General features: G+C 73.6%; 14 protein-coding genes and 2 tRNA genes. 12 read left to right on the forward strand and 4 right to left on the reverse strand.

What is annotated here, in order from left to right:
- Positions 1-92: 92 nt before the first annotated feature.
- Positions 93-638 carry a GNAT family N-acetyltransferase gene (locus OG776_RS21990; protein WP_148009214.1) on the forward strand — a complete coding sequence of 182 codons (546 nt, stop codon included), beginning with the start codon at positions 93-95 and terminating at the stop codon, positions 636-638.
- Between the two features lie 120 nt (positions 639-758).
- Here the strand turns inward: OG776_RS21990 and OG776_RS21995 are convergent, their stop codons facing one another.
- The gene (locus tag OG776_RS21995) at positions 759-1,652 is read right to left on the reverse strand and encodes a bifunctional DNA primase/polymerase (RefSeq protein WP_329322349.1); all 894 of its coding nucleotides are present in this window, start codon (positions 1,650-1,652) and stop codon (positions 759-761) included.
- 371 nt (positions 1,653-2,023) lie between these two features.
- Here OG776_RS21995 and OG776_RS22000 point away from each other — a divergent pair, with 371 nt between their 5' ends.
- The 8 genes from OG776_RS22000 (at position 2,024) to OG776_RS22035 (ending at position 10,133) form a co-directional block, all read left to right on the forward strand.
- Positions 2,024-2,329, forward strand: a complete 306-nt coding sequence (locus tag OG776_RS22000; RefSeq protein WP_329322351.1) for a hypothetical protein — start codon at positions 2,024-2,026, stop codon at positions 2,327-2,329.
- A gap of 299 nt (positions 2,330-2,628) precedes the next feature.
- Positions 2,629-3,792 (forward strand): acyl-CoA dehydrogenase family protein, encoded by a 1,164-nt coding sequence (locus OG776_RS22005; protein WP_148009212.1) that lies wholly within the window; start codon positions 2,629-2,631, stop codon positions 3,790-3,792.
- On the forward strand, positions 3,789-4,706 hold the full coding sequence (locus OG776_RS22010) for a bifunctional MaoC family dehydratase N-terminal/OB-fold nucleic acid binding domain-containing protein (protein WP_148009211.1): 918 nt from the start codon (positions 3,789-3,791) through the stop codon (positions 4,704-4,706). The genes OG776_RS22005 and OG776_RS22010 overlap by 4 nt, the downstream gene beginning before the upstream one ends.
- 1 nt (position 4,707) lies before the next feature.
- On the forward strand, positions 4,708-5,853 hold the full coding sequence (locus tag OG776_RS22015; RefSeq protein ID WP_148009210.1) for an acyl-CoA dehydrogenase family protein: 1,146 nt from the start codon (positions 4,708-4,710) through the stop codon (positions 5,851-5,853).
- Positions 5,850-6,299 carry a MaoC/PaaZ C-terminal domain-containing protein gene (locus OG776_RS22020; RefSeq protein ID WP_148009209.1) on the forward strand — a complete coding sequence of 150 codons (450 nt, stop codon included), beginning with the start codon at positions 5,850-5,852 and terminating at the stop codon, positions 6,297-6,299. Before OG776_RS22015 ends, OG776_RS22020 begins: the two co-directional genes overlap by 4 nt.
- On the forward strand, positions 6,296-7,486 hold the full coding sequence (locus OG776_RS22025) for a lipid-transfer protein (RefSeq protein ID WP_329322355.1): 1,191 nt from the start codon (positions 6,296-6,298) through the stop codon (positions 7,484-7,486). Before OG776_RS22020 ends, OG776_RS22025 begins: the two co-directional genes overlap by 4 nt.
- Positions 7,487-7,683: 197 nt before the next feature.
- Positions 7,684-8,256 (forward strand): SigE family RNA polymerase sigma factor, encoded by a 573-nt coding sequence (locus tag OG776_RS22030; protein ID WP_148009207.1) that lies wholly within the window; start codon positions 7,684-7,686, stop codon positions 8,254-8,256.
- A 200-nt stretch (positions 8,257-8,456) separates the two neighbouring features.
- Positions 8,457-10,133, forward strand: a complete 1,677-nt coding sequence (locus OG776_RS22035; protein ID WP_148009206.1) for a long-chain fatty acid--CoA ligase — start codon at positions 8,457-8,459, stop codon at positions 10,131-10,133.
- A gap of 315 nt (positions 10,134-10,448) precedes the next feature.
- On the opposite strand, the gene OG776_RS22040 is transcribed toward OG776_RS22035, so the two are convergent.
- Together OG776_RS22040 and OG776_RS22045 are read right to left on the reverse strand one after the other, a co-directional pair.
- Complete coding sequence (locus OG776_RS22040) at positions 10,449-14,726, reverse strand: hybrid sensor histidine kinase/response regulator (protein WP_329322358.1); 4,278 nt, start codon at positions 14,724-14,726, stop codon at positions 10,449-10,451.
- 501 nt (positions 14,727-15,227) lie between these two features.
- Complete coding sequence (locus tag OG776_RS22045) at positions 15,228-15,791, reverse strand: SSI family serine proteinase inhibitor (RefSeq protein WP_148009205.1); 564 nt, start codon at positions 15,789-15,791, stop codon at positions 15,228-15,230.
- A 169-nt stretch (positions 15,792-15,960) separates the two neighbouring features.
- Here OG776_RS22045 and OG776_RS22050 point away from each other — a divergent pair.
- From OG776_RS22050 to OG776_RS22060, 3 genes are all read left to right on the forward strand, one after another.
- Positions 15,961-16,051, forward strand: a tRNA-Ser gene (locus OG776_RS22050).
- Positions 16,052-16,244: 193 nt separating this feature from the next.
- Positions 16,245-16,317, forward strand: a tRNA-Arg gene (locus OG776_RS22055).
- A 295-nt stretch (positions 16,318-16,612) separates the two neighbouring features.
- Positions 16,613-17,863, forward strand: a complete 1,251-nt coding sequence (locus OG776_RS22060) for a calcium-binding protein (RefSeq protein WP_187285611.1) — start codon at positions 16,613-16,615, stop codon at positions 17,861-17,863.
- A 469-nt stretch (positions 17,864-18,332) separates the two neighbouring features.
- Here the strand turns inward: OG776_RS22060 and OG776_RS22065 are convergent, their stop codons facing one another.
- Positions 18,333-20,903, reverse strand: a complete 2,571-nt coding sequence (locus tag OG776_RS22065; RefSeq protein ID WP_148009202.1) for a hypothetical protein — start codon at positions 20,901-20,903, stop codon at positions 18,333-18,335.
- Positions 20,904-20,913: the final 10 nt, after the last annotated feature.

Below are 20,913 nucleotides of genomic sequence, written 5' to 3' on the forward strand. Positions count from 1 at the left end.
CTTCACCCGGACCGGATATTCCCTTTCTCTCCTCTATTTCCCGCCCGGTCCGCCCGGTTGATCGGCCGCGGTCCATGGGGTAGCAATGACCGGTGATACGAGGCGAGAAGGTCGAGCTGCGAACTCGGCGCGACAGTGATGTGCCGGTCCTCCAGGCCGAGTTGTACGAGGACGTGGCGATGCGTTCGCGCGTCGACTCCCGTCCCTGGCGGCCGCTTCCGCCGGACGCCGCGGAGTCTCCCGCGGCGGCGGCCGTGCCGTCCGACGACAGGGCGTACTTCTCCGTGGTGGAGCTCGCGTCGCGGGAACTGGCCGGCGAGGCCCTGCTGTGGGGGATCGACCCGCACAACAGGACGGCCCACCTGGGGATCTCCCTGCTCCCCGGGTTCCGGGGGCGCGGGCTGGCGGGGGATGTCGTCCGGGTGCTGTGCGCCTACGGGTTCACCGTCCGGGGGATGCAGCGGCTGCAGGTCGAGACGCTCGCCGACAACACCGCGATGATCGCGGCCGCGACCGGAGCCGGATTCCGGGTCGAGGGCACCCTGCGCCGCTCCGCCTGGGTGTACGGCGCCTTCGCCGACGTCGTGGTCCTCGGCCTCCTCGCCGAGGAGTGGACGCAATTTCCCGGATCCGGGTGACCCGGACGGACGGGGCGTCCGCCCCTGGTGGGCCCGGCGTCCCGCCCCGCTTCCCTCCCCGGGGACGGTGAGCGGCGCGGGACGTGGCCTTCCCGCCGGACGGACCGTCCGGGGCGGGTCTCAGTCCCGCGGCGGTCCGGGCTCCCGGGACGACATCCGGGAGGCCGACGCGATCGTCGAGCGGGCCTCGTGCGCGGTCAGGCCGGTACGGACGGCGGCCTCGACGAGGGCGGGGGTCAGATCGGGGCCGATGCCGTTCTCGTAGGCACGGCAAGCGGCCCAGAACAGGCGGGTGTTGCGCTGGCCCGCGTGGGCGGCGAGGACGAACTGGACCAGTCCCCGGCCCTGGTCGCCGGTGGCCGGGGGTGTGCGGTGGTGCGTACGGGCCGGGGGCGTGAGGAGGCGCAGCAGTTCACCCGGGCAGGGCGCGGGCGGGAGGTGGGCGGTGCCCGGGGCCGTGCCGTACACGCCGTGCTCGGTGCGTGAGCCGGGGCCGACCAGATAGCCGCCCGCCCCACGGATGTCGATACCGGGGGCCAGCCGGCTCGCCGAGTTGGGCACGACCACGTCCGGCGGGCCGGTCAGCCAGAGGTGCCGGCCTCCGCTCGGGGTCACGACGACGACGGTGTCGGGGATGGTGAACAGGTGGCGCAGGGCCAGTGCGCGCAGGGCGGTGGAGGAGTCGGTGCCGGCCTTGGTGTCGAGGTCGATGCCGATGAGGTGGTGCGGGGCGAGCCCGCAGGCGATGCCGTAGCCGGTGGACCAGGGGGCGGCGGCGAACAGCGCGCGGATGCGGCGGGGGTCGGTGGAGGCGTCGTACACGCCGTGGCCGAAGCGGCCACACTCGCCGTGGCAGGGCGGGGCCGCCGGGTCGGGGCCGGGATCGGCGCGGTGGGGTGAGCGCAGGGCCGGGAGTTTCGTGCGCGACAGCGGGATCACCGCGAGGCCGCGCTCGGCGGCGGACAGGGCGTGGGCCAGGGCCAGGGTCGTGGCCTGCCGGTCGATGGTGGCCATGACCCCATGTTCGTACGAGTGTTCGAAAAAAGAAAGAGGGCGCCGGACCGGGGATGCGGAGGGGGTGCTCCGGGAGGTCTGGCGCCGAAATGTGGTGAAACGCTTCATCGCTTGCGGTGTCTGGTTTCGAGCCGCCCGATCCGCGCTGAGCTGCGGCTTTCTTGTCGCGAAGGGGGTTTATCGACTTGCCCTCACGCTTGAGGGGGAATCGTCCCTTCCGGGGTGGTTCGCCGGGGATTCGGTGGGCAACTCTGGACTCGCGACGTCGTGAACAGCGCCGGGGTGGTCGGCCGACCACCTCGGAGCAGCCGTATCCCCCGTACGGCCCGGCCCACCGCCGGTCCGTGCATCCGGTTCATGGAGGAACTCACATGGCAAGCATCCGTACCGCCCGCGTTCTCGCCGCCGTCTCGGCGCTGCCTCTCGCCGCCGCCCTGTTCGCGGGCGTCGCGGCGGCGGACAACGGCGCGATCGCGGACAACGGGTCGAACGCCGGTGTGGCGACCGTCAGCGGCGGCGGTGTCGGGCGCGACAACAGCGGCAACTCCTCGACCACACAGCAACAGGCGGTGGGCTCCGGAGCCTCGATCCAGAGCAATACCGCGCAGGTGACCGGTTCGGCGTTCACGGTCGTCAACCAGTCGCCCACTGTCGTCCACTTCACCAGGCTCTGGTGAGCGTCGGCCGGTGAGCCCCCGCCGGGGCCCGCCGGTCCGGTCTCCCTCACGGGGGCCGTGCTTCCTGGGGTCGTGACACGTCCGCGCGACGGTGCTTCGGTGCCGTCGCGCGGACGTTTCCGCGTTCCCGCGCGGCCGGCCGCACGGTCGGGGTGCGGGGACCGCCGTCCGCCCCCCGGCCTCCCGTCTCCGGCCTCCGGCCTCCCGCCTCCCGCCTCCCGCAGCAAGCTTGACAGGCCATCAGATCTGACGGACAGTCAGAAATCCTTGTCCGTACGAGATCCGGGAGGGACGCCGACGTGCATCTCGCCCCCACCGAGCGTCAGCAGCGGCTGCGCGCCGAGCTGCGCGGGTACTTCCGGGACCTGATGCCGGACGGGCCCCCGCCGGCCGACGAGCCCGGCCGGCGGCGCGCGCTGCTGCGCCGCATCGGCGCCGACGGACTGCTCGGCATCGGCTGGCCGACCGCCTATGGCGGGCAGGGGCGCGGCCCGGACGAGCAGTTCGTGTTCTTCGACGAGGCGTACCGGGCCGGCGCACCGGTGTCGATGGTCACGCTGAACACCGTCGGCCCCACGCTCATGAAGAACGGCAGCGAGGAGCAGAAGGAGTACTTCCTCCCGCGCATCCTGAGCGGCGAACTCGTCTTCGCGATCGGCTACACGGAGCCCTCGGCCGGTACGGACCTGGCCGCGCTGCGCACCCGTGCCGAGCGCGACGGGACGGACTTCCTGGTCCACGGGCAGAAGATCTTCACCTCCAACGCCCAGGACGCCGACTGGATCTGGCTCGCCTGCCGCACCGACCCGCACGCCCCCCGGCACCGGGGCATCTCTGTCCTTCTCGTCCCCACGGACGCCCCGGGGTTCTCCTGGACGCCGATCGAGACGGTCGGCGGCCTGACGACCACCGCCACGTACTACGACGGCATCCGGGTCCCGGCCTCCCGTCTCGTCGGCGAGGAGAACCGCGGCTGGCGGCTGATCACCGACCAGCTCAACCACGAGCGCGTCGCCCTGGCCGCGATCGGCATGCAGGCCGAGGACTTCTGCGCGGCGGCGCTGGAGGCGGCGCGCACCCCCGACCCGGTGACGGGGCGGCGCCGGGCCGACGAGCCCTGGGTGCGGGCCGAGCTGGCCGAGGCGCACGCGCGACTGGCGGCATCCCGCCTGCTCAACTGGCGTCTGGTGGCCGAGGTGGGGGCCGGCGGCCCGGCGCCCGGCGACGCCGGCGGTGTGAAGGTCGCGGGAACGGAATCGGCGGTCGAGACGTATCGCTTATGTCAGCACATCGTGGGCGCGGAGGCGCTGGTGCGTTCCGGTTCGCCCGGGGTGTTCGGGGACGGCGAGCTGGAGCGGATGAACAGGGCGGCCCAGATCAACACGTTCGGGGGCGGGGTGAGCGAGGTGCAGCGGGAGATCGTGGCGACCATGCGCCTGGGGATGACCCGGGGGCGGCGGTGAGCGCCGGATCCGCGGGGCTGACGGCGCGGCTGAAGGCGTACGAGGGCCGGGCGGCCACCGTCGCGGCCGTGGGCAGGGACCCGGTCAACCGGCCGATGATCCGGCACTGGTGCGAGGCGATGGGCGACACCAGTCCCGCGTACACGGGGCCCGACGCCGTCGCGCCGCCCACGATGCTCCAGGCGTGGACGATGGGGGGCCTCTCCGGCCAGGTGCGGCGCGCCGGGCCGTTCGACGACCTGCTCGGGCTGCTCGACGACGCCGGGTGCACCTCGGTGGTCGCCACCGACTGCGAGCAGGAGTACCTGCGGCCGCTGCGGCCCGGGGACGAGATCACCTACGACACCGTCATCGAATCGGTCTCCGGGTTCAAGACGACCCGGATCGGCGGCGGCTACTTCGTCACGACCCGGATGGAGGTGCGGTCGGCCGGCGAGCTCGTGGGCACCCACCGGTTCCGGATCCTCAAGTACGCCCCGACGGCCGCCGGGCCGGGAGCCGCCCGGCCGAGGCCGGTCGTGGGCCGGGACAACGCCGGGTTCTGGGAGGGCGTGGCCGCGTGCCGGCTGCTGATCCAGCGGTGCGCCGGCTGCGGGACGCTGCGCCTTCCCTGGCTGCCGGGATGCGGCGCGTGCGGCTGCCCGGAGTGGGACACCGTCGCGGCGAGCGGTGAGGGGACCGTCTATTCGTACGTGGTCATGCACCATCCGCCGTTCCCCGCCTTCGACCCTCCCTACGCGGTCGGTCTGATCGAGCTGTCCGAGGGCGTGCGGATCGTGAGCAACGTGACGGGTGTGCCGTACGACAAGGTGCGGATCGGGATGCCCGTGCGGCTGGAGTTCGAGCGCTACGACGAGGACCTGGTCCTGCCGGTGTTCCGGGCCGGGGACGGCGCCGGGGGAGGCGGGCGCTGACATGGACTTCACGCCCACCGAGGAGCAGGCGGCGGCTCGCGGCCTGGCCGCCCGGATCTTCGGCGACCTCGCCACGCACGAGCGGCTGTCCGCCGCCGGGACCGGCGGGGACGCCGAGCTGTGGAAGGCGCTCTGCGCGGCCGGGCTGGTGGCCAGTGTGGCGCAGACCGGACTCCTCGGTCTGGTGCTGCTCCTGGAGGAACAGGGACGGACCACCGCTCAGGTGCCGTTCGCGGCGACCTGCGCGTACGGGCTGCTGCCGGTGACGGCGCACGGCTCGCCGGGGCAGCGGGAGCGGCTGCTGCCCTCCATCGCGGACGGCACGGTGGTGGTGTGCGGCGCGGTCTGCCCGCCGTCGCCGGTCCGTGCCGTGGGCGAGGGGCGGCTGACCGGTGTCGTCCCGGTGGTGCCGTGGCTGCGGGACGCCACCCACGCGCTGGTCGCCGACGACCGGCGGCGGCTGTGGCTGGTGCGGACCGCCGAAGCGCGCTGCGAGCCCGTGGAGCTGACGGCGCCCTGGTCGGCGGGGCGGCTCACGCTCGACGGCACACCGGGCGAGCGACTGGGCGCGGACGCGGACCCGGCCGCGGAAGTGCACCCGGACGCGGCGGCGGGCGGTGCGGCGGTACGGGAGCGGGCCGGTGGCGTCCTTCCTGCCGGAGGTGGCTCCCCGGCCCGGGACGCCGGGAGGATCCACGCGGACGTGCTCGCCACCGCCCGGACCGCCTTCGCGGGGCTGCAGGCCGGTGTGTGCGCGGGATCGCTCGCGCGCGCGGTGGAGCACACCAACACGCGCGAGCAGTTCGGCCGCCCGCTCGCCACCCACCAGGCCGTGCAACTCCGGGCGGCCGACGCCTACATGGACACCGAGGCGATCCGGGTGACGGCGTACGAGGCGGCCTGGCGGCGCGATGAGGGACTGCCCTACGCGACCCACGCCCTGACCGCGGCCTGGTGGGCGTCCGAGGCGGGCCGGCGGGTCGTGCACACGGGCCAGCATCTGCACGGAGGGACCGGCGCCGATCTGGAGCACCCCGTGCACCGGCACTTCCTGTGGGGCCGGCAGCTCGACGCGTACCTGGGCTGTGGCGACGAAGTGCTGCAGGAACTAGGAGAGTTGCTGGTGAGGAGCGAGGGAGGGACATGACGGCCGACGAGGACGTGCCGAGGACGGGGCGGACCGGGGATCCGCCGCCGCCCAGAGCGGGCGACGTGCTGGCGCCGCTGGAGATCGAGATCACGCGCACGCTGATCGTGGCCGGCGCTCTGGCCTCGCGGGACTACCAGGACGTGCACCACGACCCGGAGCTGGCGCGGCGCAAGGGGGCGCCCGACATCTTCATGAACATCCTGACCACCAACGGCCTGGTCGGCAGGTACATCACGGACCACTTCGGACCGCGCGCCGTCCTGCGCAAGGTCGCCATACGGCTGGGCGCCCCCAACCACCCTGGCGACACCATGGTGTTGACCGGCACGGTCGAGGAGGTCTCGGGCTCCACGGCGACGGTCCGGGTCGTCGGGACGAACGGCATCGGCAGCCATGTGACCGGCACGGTCACGGTCACCCTCCCGGCCGGGGGCGCCGCGTGAGCGTACGGACGAGGGACCGCCTCGGCGGACGGGCCGCGATCGCCGGGATCGGGGCCACCGAGTTCTCCAAGGACTCCGGGCGCAGCGAGCTGCGGCTCGCCGTCGAGGCGGTGCGGGCGGCGCTCGACGACGCGGGACTCACGCCCGCGGACGTGGACGGCATGGTGACGTTCACCATGGACACCAGCCCGGAGATCACCGTCGCCCAGGCGGCCGGCATCGGCGAACTGTCCTTCTTCTCGCGGATCCACTACGGCGGCGGGGCGGCCTGCGCGACCGTCCAGCAGGCGGCGCTCGCGGTGGCCACGGGCGTGGCCGAAGTGGTGGTCTGCTACCGGGCGTTCAACGAGCGGTCGGGACGGAGATTCGGCGCCGGGGTGCGGCAGCGGGAGCCGTCGGCCGAGGGGGTGGCGCTCGGCTGGGGACTGCCGTTCGGGCTGCTCACCCCCGCCTCCTGGGTGGCGATGACGGCCCAGCGGTATCTGCACCGGTACGGACTGACGCCCGAGGCCTTCGGCCCGGTCGCGGTGGTGGACCGCAGACACGCGGCGACCAACCCGGCGGCGTACTTCCACGGCAGACCGATCACCCTCGCCGATCACGCCGCCTCGCGGTGGATCGTGGAGCCGCTGCGCCTGCTGGACTGCTGCCAGGAGACGGACGGCGGTCAGGCGCTGGTCGTCACCTCGGTGGAGCGGGCCCGGGACCTGCCGCGTCCGCCGGTGGTGATCACGGCGGCCGCCCAGGGGGCCGGCCGGGCCCAGGAACAGATGACGAGTTTCTACCGGGACGATCTGACCGGGCTGCCGGAGACGGGAGTGGTGGCGCGGCAGTTGTGGCGGAACTCGGGGCTGACCCCCGCGGACATCGACGTGGCGATCCTGTACGACCACTTCACACCGTTCGTGCTGATGCAGCTGGAGGAGTTCGGGTTCTGCGGGCCGGGGGAGGCCACGGATCTCGTCGCCGCGGAGAGCCTGCCGCTCAACACCCACGGGGGACAGCTCGGGGAGGCGTACCTGCACGGGATGAACGGGGTGGCGGAGGCCGTCCGGCAGCTGCGCGGCACGTCCGTGAACCAGATACCGGGCGCCGTCCGCGCCTTGGTCACCGCGGGGACCGGGGTTCCCACCTCGGGGCTGATCCTGGGGGCGGACGGGGAGGAACGGGCGCGCGGGGTCTGGTGAGGACACCCGCGGGGACTGGCGGGACGGCGGCCGCGGCGGCTCCCCACGGGTCTCTCAGGGGCGAACCCTCAGGGGGCGGGCGCCGCTCGTCCACCCTCAGGAGGTGGAGCGGACCCCCCACCTACAACCTGAGGGGGACACGGCTTCGGGACCTCCGGCCGATCCGAAGGAGTAGGGGTCACTCCTAGCGTGGAGTCATGACCACACCCGTCTGCACCAGCGGTGCGAACGTCGCGACGCGGACCTCGGCGTACCCGTCGTACTCGTCCTACCCGTCCTATCCGTCGTTCACGTCGTACATGAAGGCGCGTCAGCCGGTGCTGCTGCGCACCGCCCGGTCGCTGACCGCCAACCCGAGCGACGCGGAGGACCTGCTGCAGACCGCGCTGACCAAGACCTACGTCGCATGGGAGCGGATCGAGGACCACCGGGCGCTCGACGGTTACGTACGGCGCGCGCTGCTGAACACGCGGACGTCGCAGTGGCGCAAGCGCAAGGTCGACGAGTTCGTGTGCGACGAGCTGCCGGAGCCCGACGGGGTGGCGGCCGGGGACCCGGCCGAGCAGCAGGCGCTGCACGACGCGATGTGGCGCGCGATCATGAAGCTGCCGGCGCGGCAGCGGGCCATGGTCGTCCTGCGGTACTACGAGGACCTGAGCGAGGCACAGACCGCGGAGGTGCTCGGCGTCTCCGTCGGGACGGTGAAGTCGGCCGTGTCGCGGGCCCTGGGCAAGCTGCGTGAGGACCCCGAGCTGGAGCCCGTGCGCTGACCGCGGGCCAGGGTCCGGCGATCCGCTCCCCGCTCCGCCCCGTGCTCCCTCCGGGGCCCGCCCGGCCGCCCCGCCGACCGTCCCGGCGTGCGTCACCGCCGCCGTCCCACCCCCCTGTGACTTGATCGATCACCCGGAACTAGTGACATACCGCGCGGTATGTGCGCAGAATCAGCGCAACCCTTACCACCGCGTAGGCAATGTCGCCCCGGGAGGACGCCGTGCTGAGCACGATGCAGGACGTACCACTGCTGATCTCCAGGATCCTGGCCCACGGGTCGGCCATCCACGGCACCTCACAGGTGATCACCTGGACGGGTGAGGGAGAGCCGCAGCGCCGTTCCTACGCCGAGATCGGCGCCCGCGCGGCCCAGCTCGCGCACGCGCTGCGCGAGGACCTCGGGGTCGCGGACGACGACCGGGTCGCCACCCTCATGTGGAACAACGCCGAACACGTCGAGGCGTACTTCGCGATCCCCTCCATGGGCGCCGTCCTGCACACCCTCAACCTCCGACTCCCCGCCGAACAGCTGGTGTTCATCGTCCGGCACGCCGCCGACCGCGTGATCGTCGCCAACGGCTCCCTGCTGCCCCTGCTCGCACCGCTGCTCCCCCAGCTGCCGACGGTGGAGCACGTCGTGGTGACCGGTCCCGGCGACCGTTCGCTGCTCGCCGGAGCGAGTGTGCGGGTGCACGAGTACGAGGAGCTCCTCGCGGGGAAGCCGACGGCCTACGACTGGCCCGAGCTGGACGAACGCGCCGCCGCGGCGATGTGCTACACCTCCGGCACGACCGGCGACCCCAAGGGCGTCGTCTACTCCCACCGCTCGATCTACCTGCACTCCATGCAGGTCAACATGACCCAGTCGATGGGCCTCACCGACGAGGACACCTCGCTCGTCGTGGTCCCGCAGTTCCACGTCAACGCGTGGGGGCTGCCGCACGCCACGTTCATGACCGGCGTGAACCTCCTCATGCCGGACCGCTTCCTGCAGCCCGTGCCGCTCGCCGAGATGATCGAGACCGAGCGCCCCACGCACGCCGCGGCCGTCCCCACCATCTGGCAGGGACTGCTCGGCGAGCTGACCGCCTCGCCCCGGGACGTCTCCTCCCTCACCCAGGTCACCATCGGCGGCTCGGCCTGTCCGCCCTCCCTCATGGAGGCCTTCGACAAGCTGGGCATGCGGGTCTGCCACGCCTGGGGCATGACCGAGACGTCCCCGCTGGGCACCGTCGCCCGGCCGCCGGCCGGCGTCGTGGGCACCCCGGAGGAGTTCGCCTACCGGCTCACCCAGGGCCGCTTCCCGGCCGGCGTCGAGGCGCGCCTCACCGGCCCCGCCGGCGAACGGCTGCCCTGGGACGGGGAGTCCGCGGGCGAGCTGGAGGTACGCGGTCCGTGGATCGCCGGCGCGTACTACGGCGGCCAGGGCAGCGAACCGCTCCGGCCCGACGACAAGTTCAGCGAGGACGGCTGGCTCAAGACCGGTGACGTCGGCACCATCAGCCACGACGGCTTCCTCACCCTCACCGACCGGGCCAAGGACGTCATCAAGTCCGGCGGCGAGTGGATCTCGTCCGTCGACCTGGAGAACGCGCTGATGTCCCACCCGGACGTCACCGAGGCCGCCGTCGTCGCCGTCCCCGACGACCGGTGGGGCGAGCGTCCTCTCGCCACCGTCGTCCTCAAGGAGGGCTCCACCGCCGACTTCGCCACGCTGCGCGCCTTCCTCGCCGCCGAGGGCAGGATCGCCAAGTGGCAGCTGCCCGAGCGCTGGACGATCATCGCGGAGGTCCCCAAGACGAGTGTCGGCAAGTTCGACAAGAAGGTGCTGCGCCGGCGGTACGCGCAGGGCGAGCTGGACGTCACCAGTCTCTGATCCCCGCACGCCGGGCGGGCGGCCCCACGGCTCCCCGCCCGGCGTACCCGCGGCTCACCACGTACGGACACCGGAGCGGGCCCCCACGGACACCGGCACCCCGGCCGTACGCCCACCGGAACGGGAGCCGGAGCCCGGGCCGTACACATCCCGGAGCCGGAGCCGGAGCCGGAGCCGGAGCCGGAGCCGGAGCCGGAGCCGGAGCCCGGCCCGTACGGACGCGGCCGACCGCGCTCCCGGACGACGCCGTCGACCGGGCGGGACCCGGATCGCCGTCGTGCGGGCCCGAGGGCGCCGGAGGCCCGGCGCGTCGGGTCAGTTGGTGCCGATCCGTGCCAGCAGGTCGACGATCCGGTCCTGCACCTCGGCGCTCGTCGAGCGTTCCGCGAGGAACAGCACCGTCTCCCCCGCGGCGAGCCGCGGCAGTTCGGACGGGTCGACGGCGGCGGTGTAGACGACGAGCGGCGTGCGGTTCAACTGCCCGTTCGCCCGCAGCCAGTCGACGATCCCGGCCCGTCGGCGCCGTACCTGCATCAGATCCATCACGACCAGGTTCGGCCGCAGCTGCGAGGCCAGCGTCACCGCGTCCTCGTCCGTGGACGCCCGCGCGACCTGCATGCCGCGCCGCTCCAGGGTCGAGGTCAGCGCCAGCGCGATCTCCGCGTGCTCCTCGATGAGCAGCACCCGCGGCGGATGCTGCTCGGAGTCCCGGGGCGCCAGCGCCTTCAGGAGCACGGCGGGATCGGCGCCGTACGCGGCCTCGCGCGTCGCCTGTCCGAGCCCCGCCGTCACCAGCACCGGGACCTCGGCGGCGACGGCGGCCTGGCGCAACGACTGGAGCGCGGTGCGGGTGATCGGGCCGGTCAGCGGGTCGACGAAGAGCGCGGCCGGGAACGCGGCGATCTGCGCGTCGACCTCCTCGCGCGAGTGCACGATGACCGGCCGGTAGCCGCGGTCGCTCAGCGCCTGCTGGGTCGTCACGTCCGGAGCAGGCCACACGAGCAGCCGGCGCGGGTTGTCCAGCGGCTCGGGCGGCAACTCGTCGTCCACGGGCCGCGGATGCGGCTGGTCGGCGACCTCGACCGCGCCGCCGGGACCGTCCAGCGGCTCGGGGCCCTCGTCGGCGTTCTCGTCCGGGGCTCCTATGGCGTACGACCGTCCGGCGCCGTCGGTGGCGCCGGGCAGCCGGGCCCCGGGGGTCTGGCCGGCCGTCGGGTGGGCGCGGGCTCCGGTCTCCGGGCGCTCGACGACGGGTTCCGGGGGCGTGCCGAGCTTGCGGCGGCGGCCGGAGCCGTTCGTCGCGTGCGGGGGAGGCGTGGCGGACTGCGCCTGCGCCGTCTGTGATCCGCCCGCACCGGCCGGGCGGGCGAACGGGACGCCCTGCCCGAGCGTCCGCACGCTGATCGCGCGGCCCTGCGTCGAGTTGGGGTCGACGGGCGCGGCGGCTTCGGCGGGCAGCGGCTGCGCGACCCGTGCCTGCGCCTGCGGTCGCAGCTGCGGCTGGGCCTGCGCGGGCAGTTCGGGAGGCAGGGGGGTGCCCTGGGCCTGGGCCGGGGCAGGGCTCTCGGGCCGGGGCTGCTGCCGGGGCTGCTGCCGGGGGGCGGCCGCTGCCGCTTCCGGCTGTACGGGTGCGGGGGCGCCGGGAGTCCCGGCGCCGGAGGTGTCCTCGGTGCTCGGGGCGGGCCAGGCCTGGGGGGAGACGGGCGTGACGCCCGCGGCGGGCCGGGCCTGTCCGGGAACGGCCTGTCCGGGAAGCCCCGGCATCGGGGGCGACTGTGCCGGGACGCCCTGCGCGGCGGCTCCCGCCGGACCGGACGGGACGGCACCCGGCGGGACGGCACCGTGCCGGACGGGCGCCGACCGGACCTGGGGCGCCGGGATCGCGCCGGGCGGCACCGTGCCCGGCTGGGCCGGGGCCGACGGCTGCTGTGCGCGGCGCCGGCCCGACGGCGCGGAGACCGGGTGCGGCTGGGGCGGGGTGTGCTCGTCGGCCGAGTCGGCGGACCCCACCCCGTGACGGTTCGCGTCGCCCTGGCCTGGCCCGGCCTCGCCCCCCTGCTCCAGGAGCCGCTGCTGGGCGAGTTGGGCCTGCTGCGCCTGCTGGGCGCGGATGTACTCGGGCGAGCGGTCCGCGTCCGCGGGCGGCAGCGCGAACACGGGACGGGCACCGGTGTCCTGGGCGGCCGCGGCGCGTTCGGCCGCCGCGGCGAGCGCGCGGCGGCGCCGCCCGCCGGCCGGCGTACCGGAACCCTCGGCGGGCGAACCGGCCCCGTGCTGGACCTGGTTGCCCGGCGTACCGGACGCACTCACCGCGATCTGGGCGCCGGGGGCGCCCGGGGCGCCGGCGGCCACGGGCAGGGCGGGCGGCAGGGCGTGCTGTTCGCCGTCCCGCCGGGCACGCCGTCCGGACGGCCCGGTGGTCCCGGACGGCCCGGTGGATCCCGACGGTCCGGTGGGCCCGGACGGCAGGGGCACTCCCTGCGGAGGCACCGTCCCGCCCAGTCCCGTCCCCACGGCCGCGGTGCCCGCGCCGTGCTCGCCCGCCATGACGACCGCGCCTTCGGAGACGGCCTCGTTCCCGCCGTCACCCGCGCCTTCGGCTCCGCTCGGCCGCCCGCGCCGGCGGCCGGTGCCGTCGTCTCCGGAGACCTCGGCGCCGGAGCCCTGCGCGGGCACGGACACCTCCACGGCCTCCTGTTCACCGGCCGCGCGCCGACGGCGCCGTCCGGTGGGGGCGACCGCGCCGTTGTCGGGCGGCGTCTGCTCCCCGCCGGCGACCTCGCTCTCCAGGAAGGCGTCGACGGAGGACCGCCGGGCCCGCCGCCTGCCGCCTCCCTGGTGCGAGGCCTGCTCGGGCAGCGCGACCTCGGCGCCGGTGGCGAGCGGGGCCTCGATCTGCGGCAAGGCGGCGACGGGCGGGACGACCGCCCCGGCGCCGGTTCCGATCGGCACCTCGAGCACGAACGCGCTGCCGCTCATGCCGGGCACCTCGTGCGTCTGCAGCACGCCTCCGTGCGCGCGCACGATCCCGCGCACGATCGGCTCGTGCACCGGGTCTCCCCCGGCGTACGGCCCGCGCACCTCGATCCGTACGACCTCGCCGCGCTGTGCCGCCGCGACCACGACGGTGTTGTCCATGTAGCCGCCCGCGGAGACGGGCGTGTTGCCGGTCGCGTCGACGCCCGCGACGTCCGCGACGAGGTGCGCGAGGGCCCGCGCCAGCAGCCCGGCGTCGACCTCGGCCTCGATGGGCGGCGCGTGCACGGCGAACTGCACGCGCCCGGGCCCGATCAGTTCGACGGCGCCGTCGACCCCGGCCGCGACGACCGCGTCGAGCATGACGTTGGTCCGGACGATCTGTTCGGCTCCGGCGTCGAGCCGCTGGTAGCCGAGCACGTTGTCGACCAGCGTCGTGATCCGTGAGTAACCGGCCGCGAGGTGGTGCAGGACCTGGTTGGCCTCCGGCCACAGCTGACCGGCGTCGTCGGCGGCGAGCTTCGACAGCTCGCCGCGCAGCTGGTCGAGCGGCCCGCGCAGGGACTGCCCGAGCACGGCGAGCAGCTGGTCGTGCCGGGCGGCCAGCGCCTCGTAGCGGTCCTTCTCGCGCTCACCGAGCGCCGCGTAGCGCTCGTCGCCCGCGGCGAGTTCCTCCTCGTGCCGCTCGCGCACCTCGGCCAGCTCGGCCGCGTGCCGCTCGCGCAGCGCGTCGAGTTCTCCGGCGTGCTCCTCGCCGATCCGTACGAGTTCCTCGGCGTGCCGGGTGGCCTCGGTGTCCTTCTCCTCGACGAGGGTGTCGTACGGGCGGCGGTCGGTGAAGGTCATCACGGCGCCGACGAGCTGGTCGCCGTCGCGGACCGGGGCGGTGGTGAGGTCGACCGGGACCTTGTCACCGGACTTGGACCACAGCACCTGCCCGCGCACCCGGTGCTTGCGCCCGGAGCGCAGGGTGTCCGCGAGCGGGGACTCCTCGTACGCGAAGGTCTCGCCGTCGGCGCGGGAGTGCAGGATGAGGGAGTGCAGGTCCTGCCCGCCGAGGTCGCTGGCCCGGTAGCCGAGTATCTGGGCGGCCGCCGGATTGACGAGGACGACCCGGCCCTCGGTGTCCGTGCCGACGACGCCCTCGGCGGCGGCCCGCAGGATCATCTCGGTCTGCCGCTGTGAACGGGCGAGTTCGGCCTCGGTGTCGACGGTGCCCGACAGATCGCGTACGACGAGCATGAGGAGTTCGTCGGCGGTGTAGCCGTGGCTGTCGTAGGCCTGCCGGCCGTCCTCCAGGTTCGCGCTGGTGACCTCGACGGGGAACTCGCTCCCGTCGGTCCGCCGCGCGACCATCCGGGTCGGCTTGGTCCGCCCGCGCTCGTCGATGGTGTCGGGCCTGCGCATGGACCCGGGGATCAGCCGCGAGTCGAACTGCGGAAGCAGGTCGAGCAGGCCCCGCCCCACCAGCGCGGTGCCCGGGGCCTCGAAGGCCTCCAGGGCGATGGTGTTGGCGTTGACCACGGTTCCGTTGGTGTTGACCAGCACCAACGCGTCGGGCAGCGCGTCCAGTATGGCTGCGAGGCGAGCAGCGCCTCGGGATGGCCTGCTGCTCACGAGACGCTTCCTCCCTGTTACCGCACCTTGCCGACCGCGAGGGCCATCTTGCCAACCTGCCCGCAGCGTGTCACGCGAGGGAGTCTACGGGCAGAGGTTCCGCTCGCGGTGCCGGATGAGAGGGAGGTCGCACGCAGAACCGACGCGGATGAGACGAAGAACCTGTGACCGCACGTTTCGCCCTCCCCGGACCCCGATCCTGCTACGCGCCCCGCCGGACGTCCAGGCCCGCCACCGCCCGCCGGGGGTCGCCAGGGGTCCGGTGCCTCTTCCCGCCGGGGGTCGCCAGGGGTGCGGTGCCTCTTCCCGCCGGGGGTCGCCAGGGGTCCGGTGCCTCTTCCCGCCGGGGCTCCGGTGCTTCGGCCCACCGGCGGTCGCCAGGGGGGAGTGGATCCCCCCGATGGCCGGCCGGCGGTCCGAGACCTCCGTCCACCGACGGTCGCCGGGGGCCGTCGCTTCCGCCCGCCGTGTCCGCCGTGTCCGCCGTGTCCGACGGGGTCACTACGCGCCGGTGTCCGGCAGCAGCGGTACCAGGGCGTCCCAGCGGGCGATCTCGCATCCGTCGGCGCGGTCGAACCGCGCGTCGACGGGGCGGCCCGCCCAGGTCCCGGTCACATGGGCGGTGGCGGGACCGCCGTAGAGCATCGTGCAGAGCGATCCGGGCGCGACGGGGGCGAACGGGTCCTTCCCCCAGGTGGTCCGCCGGTCGAGCGCCTCGCACGCCTGTTCAGGGGTGGGGTGGCTGCCACCGGCCGGATGACAGCGCAGCTCGTACGTGCCGTCGGCGGTGCCTCCGAGATGGCGGACGGTGACGGTCAGCCGGTCCCCGGAGTCCTCCGCGCGGACCGGCGGGGGTGCCAGGACCGCGGCCGCCGGACCCGTGCGGGGTGTCTGCGGGCGCACGGCCCCGGGGTGCCGGCCCGCTCCCGGCGCGGCGTCCGCGTGCGCGGCGGCGGGCACGGCGGACAGCGCGGTGGAGACGGACACGGCCGCGAGCGCGAGCCGGGACGCGAGAGGCGAGCGGGGGAGGAGAGAAGAGGACCGGGTGACGGAACGACGCGACATGACCTGACTAACGCCCGGCGCTCCGCCCGGTTGCGCGACGCCCCGACGGCCCGGGGGACTTTGCTCTGCGGCCCGCCTGCCTAGTACCGTAGGAGCCGATTGGTGACAGCCCACCCGGCTGTGTCATCATCTGCAACGCACCACTCGCGCTCGCGCGGGCGGTAGTGCTGGAGGCGTCGCCTAGTCCGGTCTATGGCGCCGCACTGCTAATGCGGTTTGGGCCTTAAAGCCCATCGAGGGTTCAAATCCCTCCGCCTCCGCAGCAAGATCCGAAGCCCCGGTCCCACTGGACCGGGGCTTCGGCGTTACGCCCGCACGGAATCACGTTTTCCCAGCTCACAAGGGGTGGGGCTAATGGATTTCACATGGCGGCGGCAGTCATGTAATGTTCTTCCTGTCGCCGCAAGCGGGCCGAAAGCCCGGGAGCGGGACAGCGGTACAACAGCAGAACAAGCACTCGTAGCTTAACGGATAGAGCATCTGACTACGGATCAGAAGGTTGCAGGTTCGAATCCTGCCGAGTGCACACAGATCGAAGGCCCCGCCGGTTCGCCCGGCGGGGCCTTTGACGTCTGCGGATGACATTTCGGCATCCCGGCAGCGCAAGGTCGTAGCAGGCGACAAGAGGGGACCGGCAGCGTCTGGTCGGTTGATCGCGGGCGGTATGACGGTGTGTCTGTACGGCCGCGCAGGGTGGCTGTGGCTTGATCGTCGGGCGGTCCCGGCAGGGGCCTCAACATCAACCGACGGCCGTGGCACGTGCTGAGTGCCGCGCTCTTTGTCGAGGAGTCCCCATCGTGAGACCGACCCTGCAACATGCCATGTTCCCTCGACGTGGCGCGGGAGCCGCTGGTGAGCGGCGGCGCCCGGCCAGGCGTGCTGCCGTCCTGTTCGCCACGGTGGCGCTGCCGGCGGCCCTGGTGGTGCCCACGGCCACGCCCGCCGCGGCGGCGCCGGTGACGGTCACCTTCAACGCGGGCGCCGACCAGCCCTTCACCGTCCCGGCCGGCGTCACCCAACTGACCGTCACCGCCACCGGCGCCGCGGGCCAGAACGGCCCCGGCGGCGGCGCAGGCGGCAACGGCGCCACCGTCACCGGCACCGTCACCGTGCCGCCGAGCACCACCATCCTCTATGTCAACGTCGGCACGGGCGGGGGCGCCGGCGGCGGAGGGGGGTCTACGGGCGGTGCCGGCGGCGGTTCCAGCGATGTCCGCACCTGCAGCTCGGCCGGCCCCGGCTGCACCCTGACCGGCGTCCCCGGCACTGACCCCCGCCTCATCGTCGCGGGCGGCGGAGGCGGCGGAGGAAGCGGCTTCCCCCCCACTTACCTCAACCCGGAGGCCACCGGCGGAGACGCCGGAATCACCGGGGGTGCCGGCGGCAGCAGAACGAACAGCGGCCAGGGCGGAGGCGGCGGAACCCAGACAGCCGGCGGCGCAGGCGGAGCCGTATGCCCCGGTTCCGGTGGTACATCCGGCACTCCGGGCACGGGCGGTGCGGGCGGCAACGGCGGAGGCGGCTTCGGGGCGGGCGGAGGCGGGGGCGGCTGGTTCGGCGGAGGCGGCGGCGGAGGCTGCAACCGTCTTTCTTTTCCTCCAGCTTTCGGTCCCGGTGGTGGCGGTGGTGCGTCGAACCGTGTCCCCACGGGTGGTACCTCCGTTCCCGCCGCGGGGCCGGCCCAGGTGACCATCACCTACGAGCCGGTCCCCCCCACCTGCGCGACCGCCACGCCCACCATCACCGGCACCAACGGCAACAACGTCCTGATCGGCACTCCCGGCGACGATGTGATCTTCGGCCTCGGCGGCAACGACGTGGTCGACGGCCGCGGTGGCAACGACATCATCTGCGGCGGCGACGGCAACGACTCCCTCACCGGCGGCGACGGCAACGACCGCATCGAGGGCGGCAACGGCACCGACACCCTGAACGGCGGGAACGGCAACGACGCCCTCTTCGGTGGTCCCGGCAACGACGCGCTCTTCGGCGGCCCCGGCACCAACACCAACGACGGCGGCACCGGCACCAACGCCTGCTTCAACCCCTCCACCGGACCCGGCTGCTTCTGAGCCCGCACACGCCTCCGACCTGATCGACGAACATCAGAAACGGGCCCCGGCACATCCCTCGCCGCAGCGGCGACCCACGCGCGAGGCCCGTTTCAACACTTCGTCCATCCGAGGAGAGGAAGCCTGCTCGCATACGGAGCCGAGTCCAGAGGCAGGCTGAAGTACCGCAACCCAGCAGCCGCCCCCGAACGGGGCGTGCCGCGTGACATCAATAGCTGACATCAACAGAGGCGTACAACCGCGCACCGTGGCACGCCCGTGATCGGTGGACGAGCCAACGGATCCCAGCAGGCGAGCGGTTCGTGATGGCGGTTCACACGCCTACGGATCAGAAGGTTGCAGGTTCGAATCCTGCCGAGTGCACACAGGTCGAAGGCCCCCCGGGATGATCCCGGGGGGCCTTCCGCATGAGTGCGGTCAGAAGTACCGGTCGCTCCTCGGTGTCCGGACCGACGCCGGTTCAGGACGCTCAGGTCCTGACCGTCAGGTACTGCCAGCCGCCCCACGTGCTCACATTGGTGGTGTCCTTCGCGCTGTGGACGTACTCCGAGCGCACCCGGAACTTCTGGTTGACCGCTTGGGAGAGGCTCAGCCGTGCCGTCACGGTGCTCTTGGAGCCGAGGGCGAAGCAGCCCGAGGTGCTGAGCGTGTGCCAGGCACCGCTGTAGTACTGCTGGACCTGGAAGTGCACGCACTGGCCGGACTTGTCCGGCGACACGGTCGTGGTCACCGTCGGCCGCACCGTGTGGTGGTAGACGCGGTAGGTGGTGCCGCTGTAGGTGGTGGTCGTGTAGGAGCCGCTCAGGGCCTGCGCGACCTTCACCTGGTCGCTCACGGCGCGGGTGGCCGTGGCCGGGGCGTAGCGGTAGTCGCCCGTGTAGGACGCGGTGAACGTCGTGTTGTGGGCGAGCTTGTACGTGGCCGTCAGGTTGCCCCTGCTGTCCACGGTGCCCGTCTTGACCAGCGTCTTCGTGCCGCCGGCGGGCGTGGCCCAGAGCGAGACCGTACGGCCGTTGTACATGGTGCCGAGGTGGGCGGTGACGGTGGCCGTCGCGCCGTACGCGTAGGTCGAGGCGTCGGCGGCCACGGACAGGCTCGTCGTGGCGCGTGAGACCTGGACGATCGCGGAGGCGGTGGCCGCCCGGTGACCGGCGTCGCCCGCGTAGCCGACCGTGTAGGTGTTGGCGCCGCCGGTGGACGGGGTGTCCTTGACGGTGATCGTGCCGTCGGCGGCCACGGGGGCCGTCCACGTCACCGGCGTCGTGGTGTGCGCCGCGTCCGTGCGGGTCACGGTGACCGTCTCGCCGCTGTCGTACGGGCCGTCGCCCAGCACGGCGCCGAAGCTCAGCGCGGCGCCGCGCGTGGCGGTCCCAGGGGCCTTCAACGTCAGGGCCGGGGCGTAGGGGGAGACGGTGGTGCTCACGTCGTTCGCGCCCGGCTGGTGCGTGATGTCGCCCTCGAACGACAGGCGGTAGGTGAACCATCCGGCCGTGCCCGGGTCGTCGGCGACCGTGAACCGGCCGGTGGCCGGGTCGAGCGGGGCCGCGGGGAGCCGGGTCGACTCGTGGGTGTCCTCGTTCGTCCGGGTCACCTGGACGGTGTCGCCCTGGGTGAAGGGGCCGCGGCTCAGGTCGGTCATGACCGTGCCGGTGAAGGCCACCCTGTGCGGCGCCAGCGAGCTGAACTCCGGGTACGGGACGGAGGTTCCGACCCTGGAGACCCAGACCTTCAGCGAGGTGGTCGCGGGCCGGTGCGTCGCGTCGCCGGCGTAGGACACCTCGTAGGCGTACCCGCCTTCGTCCTGGCGGGTGTCGGTGACGGTGAACGAGCCGTCCGCGCCGACCGTGGCGTCGGGCAGACCGGTGCCGTCGCGGGTGACCTTCAGCGTGGCGCCGGCCGGCACGAAGCCGTGGCCGCCCACCGTTCCGGTCACCGTGAACGGCTGGGCGGGGATCGCGTACGGCGAAGGGGAGTTCAGAGTGAGCGTGGTGTCCGTGAGCTTGGCGTCGCCGAGGACGTCGAGGGCGTAGGACCCGTTGTCCCGGGTGACGGCGTAGAGCGTGCGGCCGTCGGTGCCCCAGGTGAGGCCGTCGGGGGCGACGGTGCGGGCCGGGAAGGCGAAGTGGTTCTCGGCGATCTGATCGGCCGCGTAGAGATAGGCGCCCGCGCCCGGGCCCGCGGTGGCGCCGAGGGCGATCGTGCCGTCGGAGTCGACGGCGACGGAGTCGGGGGAGGAGCTGACGCCGCCGGTGTAGTACACGTACGGCTTGGCGGTGCTGAGGTCGGCCGTGCTGTACACGTACACGGCCGCCGACTGCGGAACGAGGAGTTTCGTGCCGTCGGGGGTGACCTGGACGGGGCCCGTCGCGGCGCCGCCGAGGCCCATGTCGACCTTGAGGGAGGGGGTCCCCGAGGAGACGTCGTAGGTGGCGATGTGGGTCATGGACGAGTGGGCGTCCTGCGCCGCGCTCACCGCGAGCACCCCGCCGCCCGTGCTGAGGAGGGGGGCGCCCGGCCAGTGCGGCATGACGGGCTGCGGCGTCGGCGCGGGGTCCGCGGCGGAGGGGTCGAGCGAGCCGACGGTGCCCTTGCCGTCGTCGGCCGTGTAGCTGTACCAGACCTTGCCGCCGGCCTGGGCGACGGAGACCGGAGCGCTGGCGGCGCCGGTACCGAAGCGGCCGGTCTCGGTGAGCGTCGCCGTGTCGACGGCGGCGATCGCGTCCCCGTCGGTCAGGGCCGCGTACAGCGTCCTGCCGTCGGCGGACAGCGCGAGGCCGTCGGCGCCCTGCGCGCCGTCGATGGTGGTGACGGGGGTGCCGGACAGGTCGGTCACCACGATGCCGGTGGTGCCGGCGCCCTGGCTGAAGAAGAGGTGCTGGTGAGCGCCGTCGACCACCATGTGGGCGTAGTGCGACAGCGGCAGCGCGGCCGTGTCGGCGCCGTCCGCCCGAGCGGCGGGACCGGTGAGGCCGACGGTGGCGGTGGTCAGACCCGCGACGACGGATATCGCCGTCGCGAGCGAGACCTGCTGGAAGCGCATGGTGCTCCTG

This window comes from Streptomyces sp. NBC_01689, from assembly GCF_036250675.1.
In the GTDB taxonomy this organism is placed as follows: domain Bacteria; phylum Actinomycetota; class Actinomycetes; order Streptomycetales; family Streptomycetaceae; genus Streptomyces.

Excerpts from the sequence above, each read along its gene's own strand:
- OG776_RS22045 (WP_148009205.1), bottom strand. The coding sequence starts at position 15,791 with ATGTCGCGTCGTTCCGTCACCCGGTCCTCTTCTCTCCTCCCCCGCTCG.
- OG776_RS21995 (WP_329322349.1), bottom strand. The coding sequence starts at position 1,652 with ATGGCCACCATCGACCGGCAGGCCACGACCCTGGCCCTGGCCCACGCC.
- OG776_RS22060 (WP_187285611.1), top strand. The coding sequence starts at position 16,613 with ATGTTCCCTCGACGTGGCGCGGGAGCCGCTGGTGAGCGGCGGCGCCCG.
- OG776_RS22065 (WP_148009202.1), bottom strand. The coding sequence starts at position 20,903 with ATGCGCTTCCAGCAGGTCTCGCTCGCGACGGCGATATCCGTCGTCGCG.
- OG776_RS22020 (WP_148009209.1), top strand. The coding sequence starts at position 5,850 with ATGACGGCCGACGAGGACGTGCCGAGGACGGGGCGGACCGGGGATCCG.
- OG776_RS22015 (WP_148009210.1), top strand. The coding sequence starts at position 4,708 with ATGGACTTCACGCCCACCGAGGAGCAGGCGGCGGCTCGCGGCCTGGCC.
- OG776_RS22000 (WP_329322351.1), top strand. The coding sequence starts at position 2,024 with ATGGCAAGCATCCGTACCGCCCGCGTTCTCGCCGCCGTCTCGGCGCTG.
- OG776_RS22035 (WP_148009206.1), top strand. The coding sequence starts at position 8,457 with ATGTCGCCCCGGGAGGACGCCGTGCTGAGCACGATGCAGGACGTACCA.
- OG776_RS22030 (WP_148009207.1), top strand. The coding sequence starts at position 7,684 with ATGACCACACCCGTCTGCACCAGCGGTGCGAACGTCGCGACGCGGACC.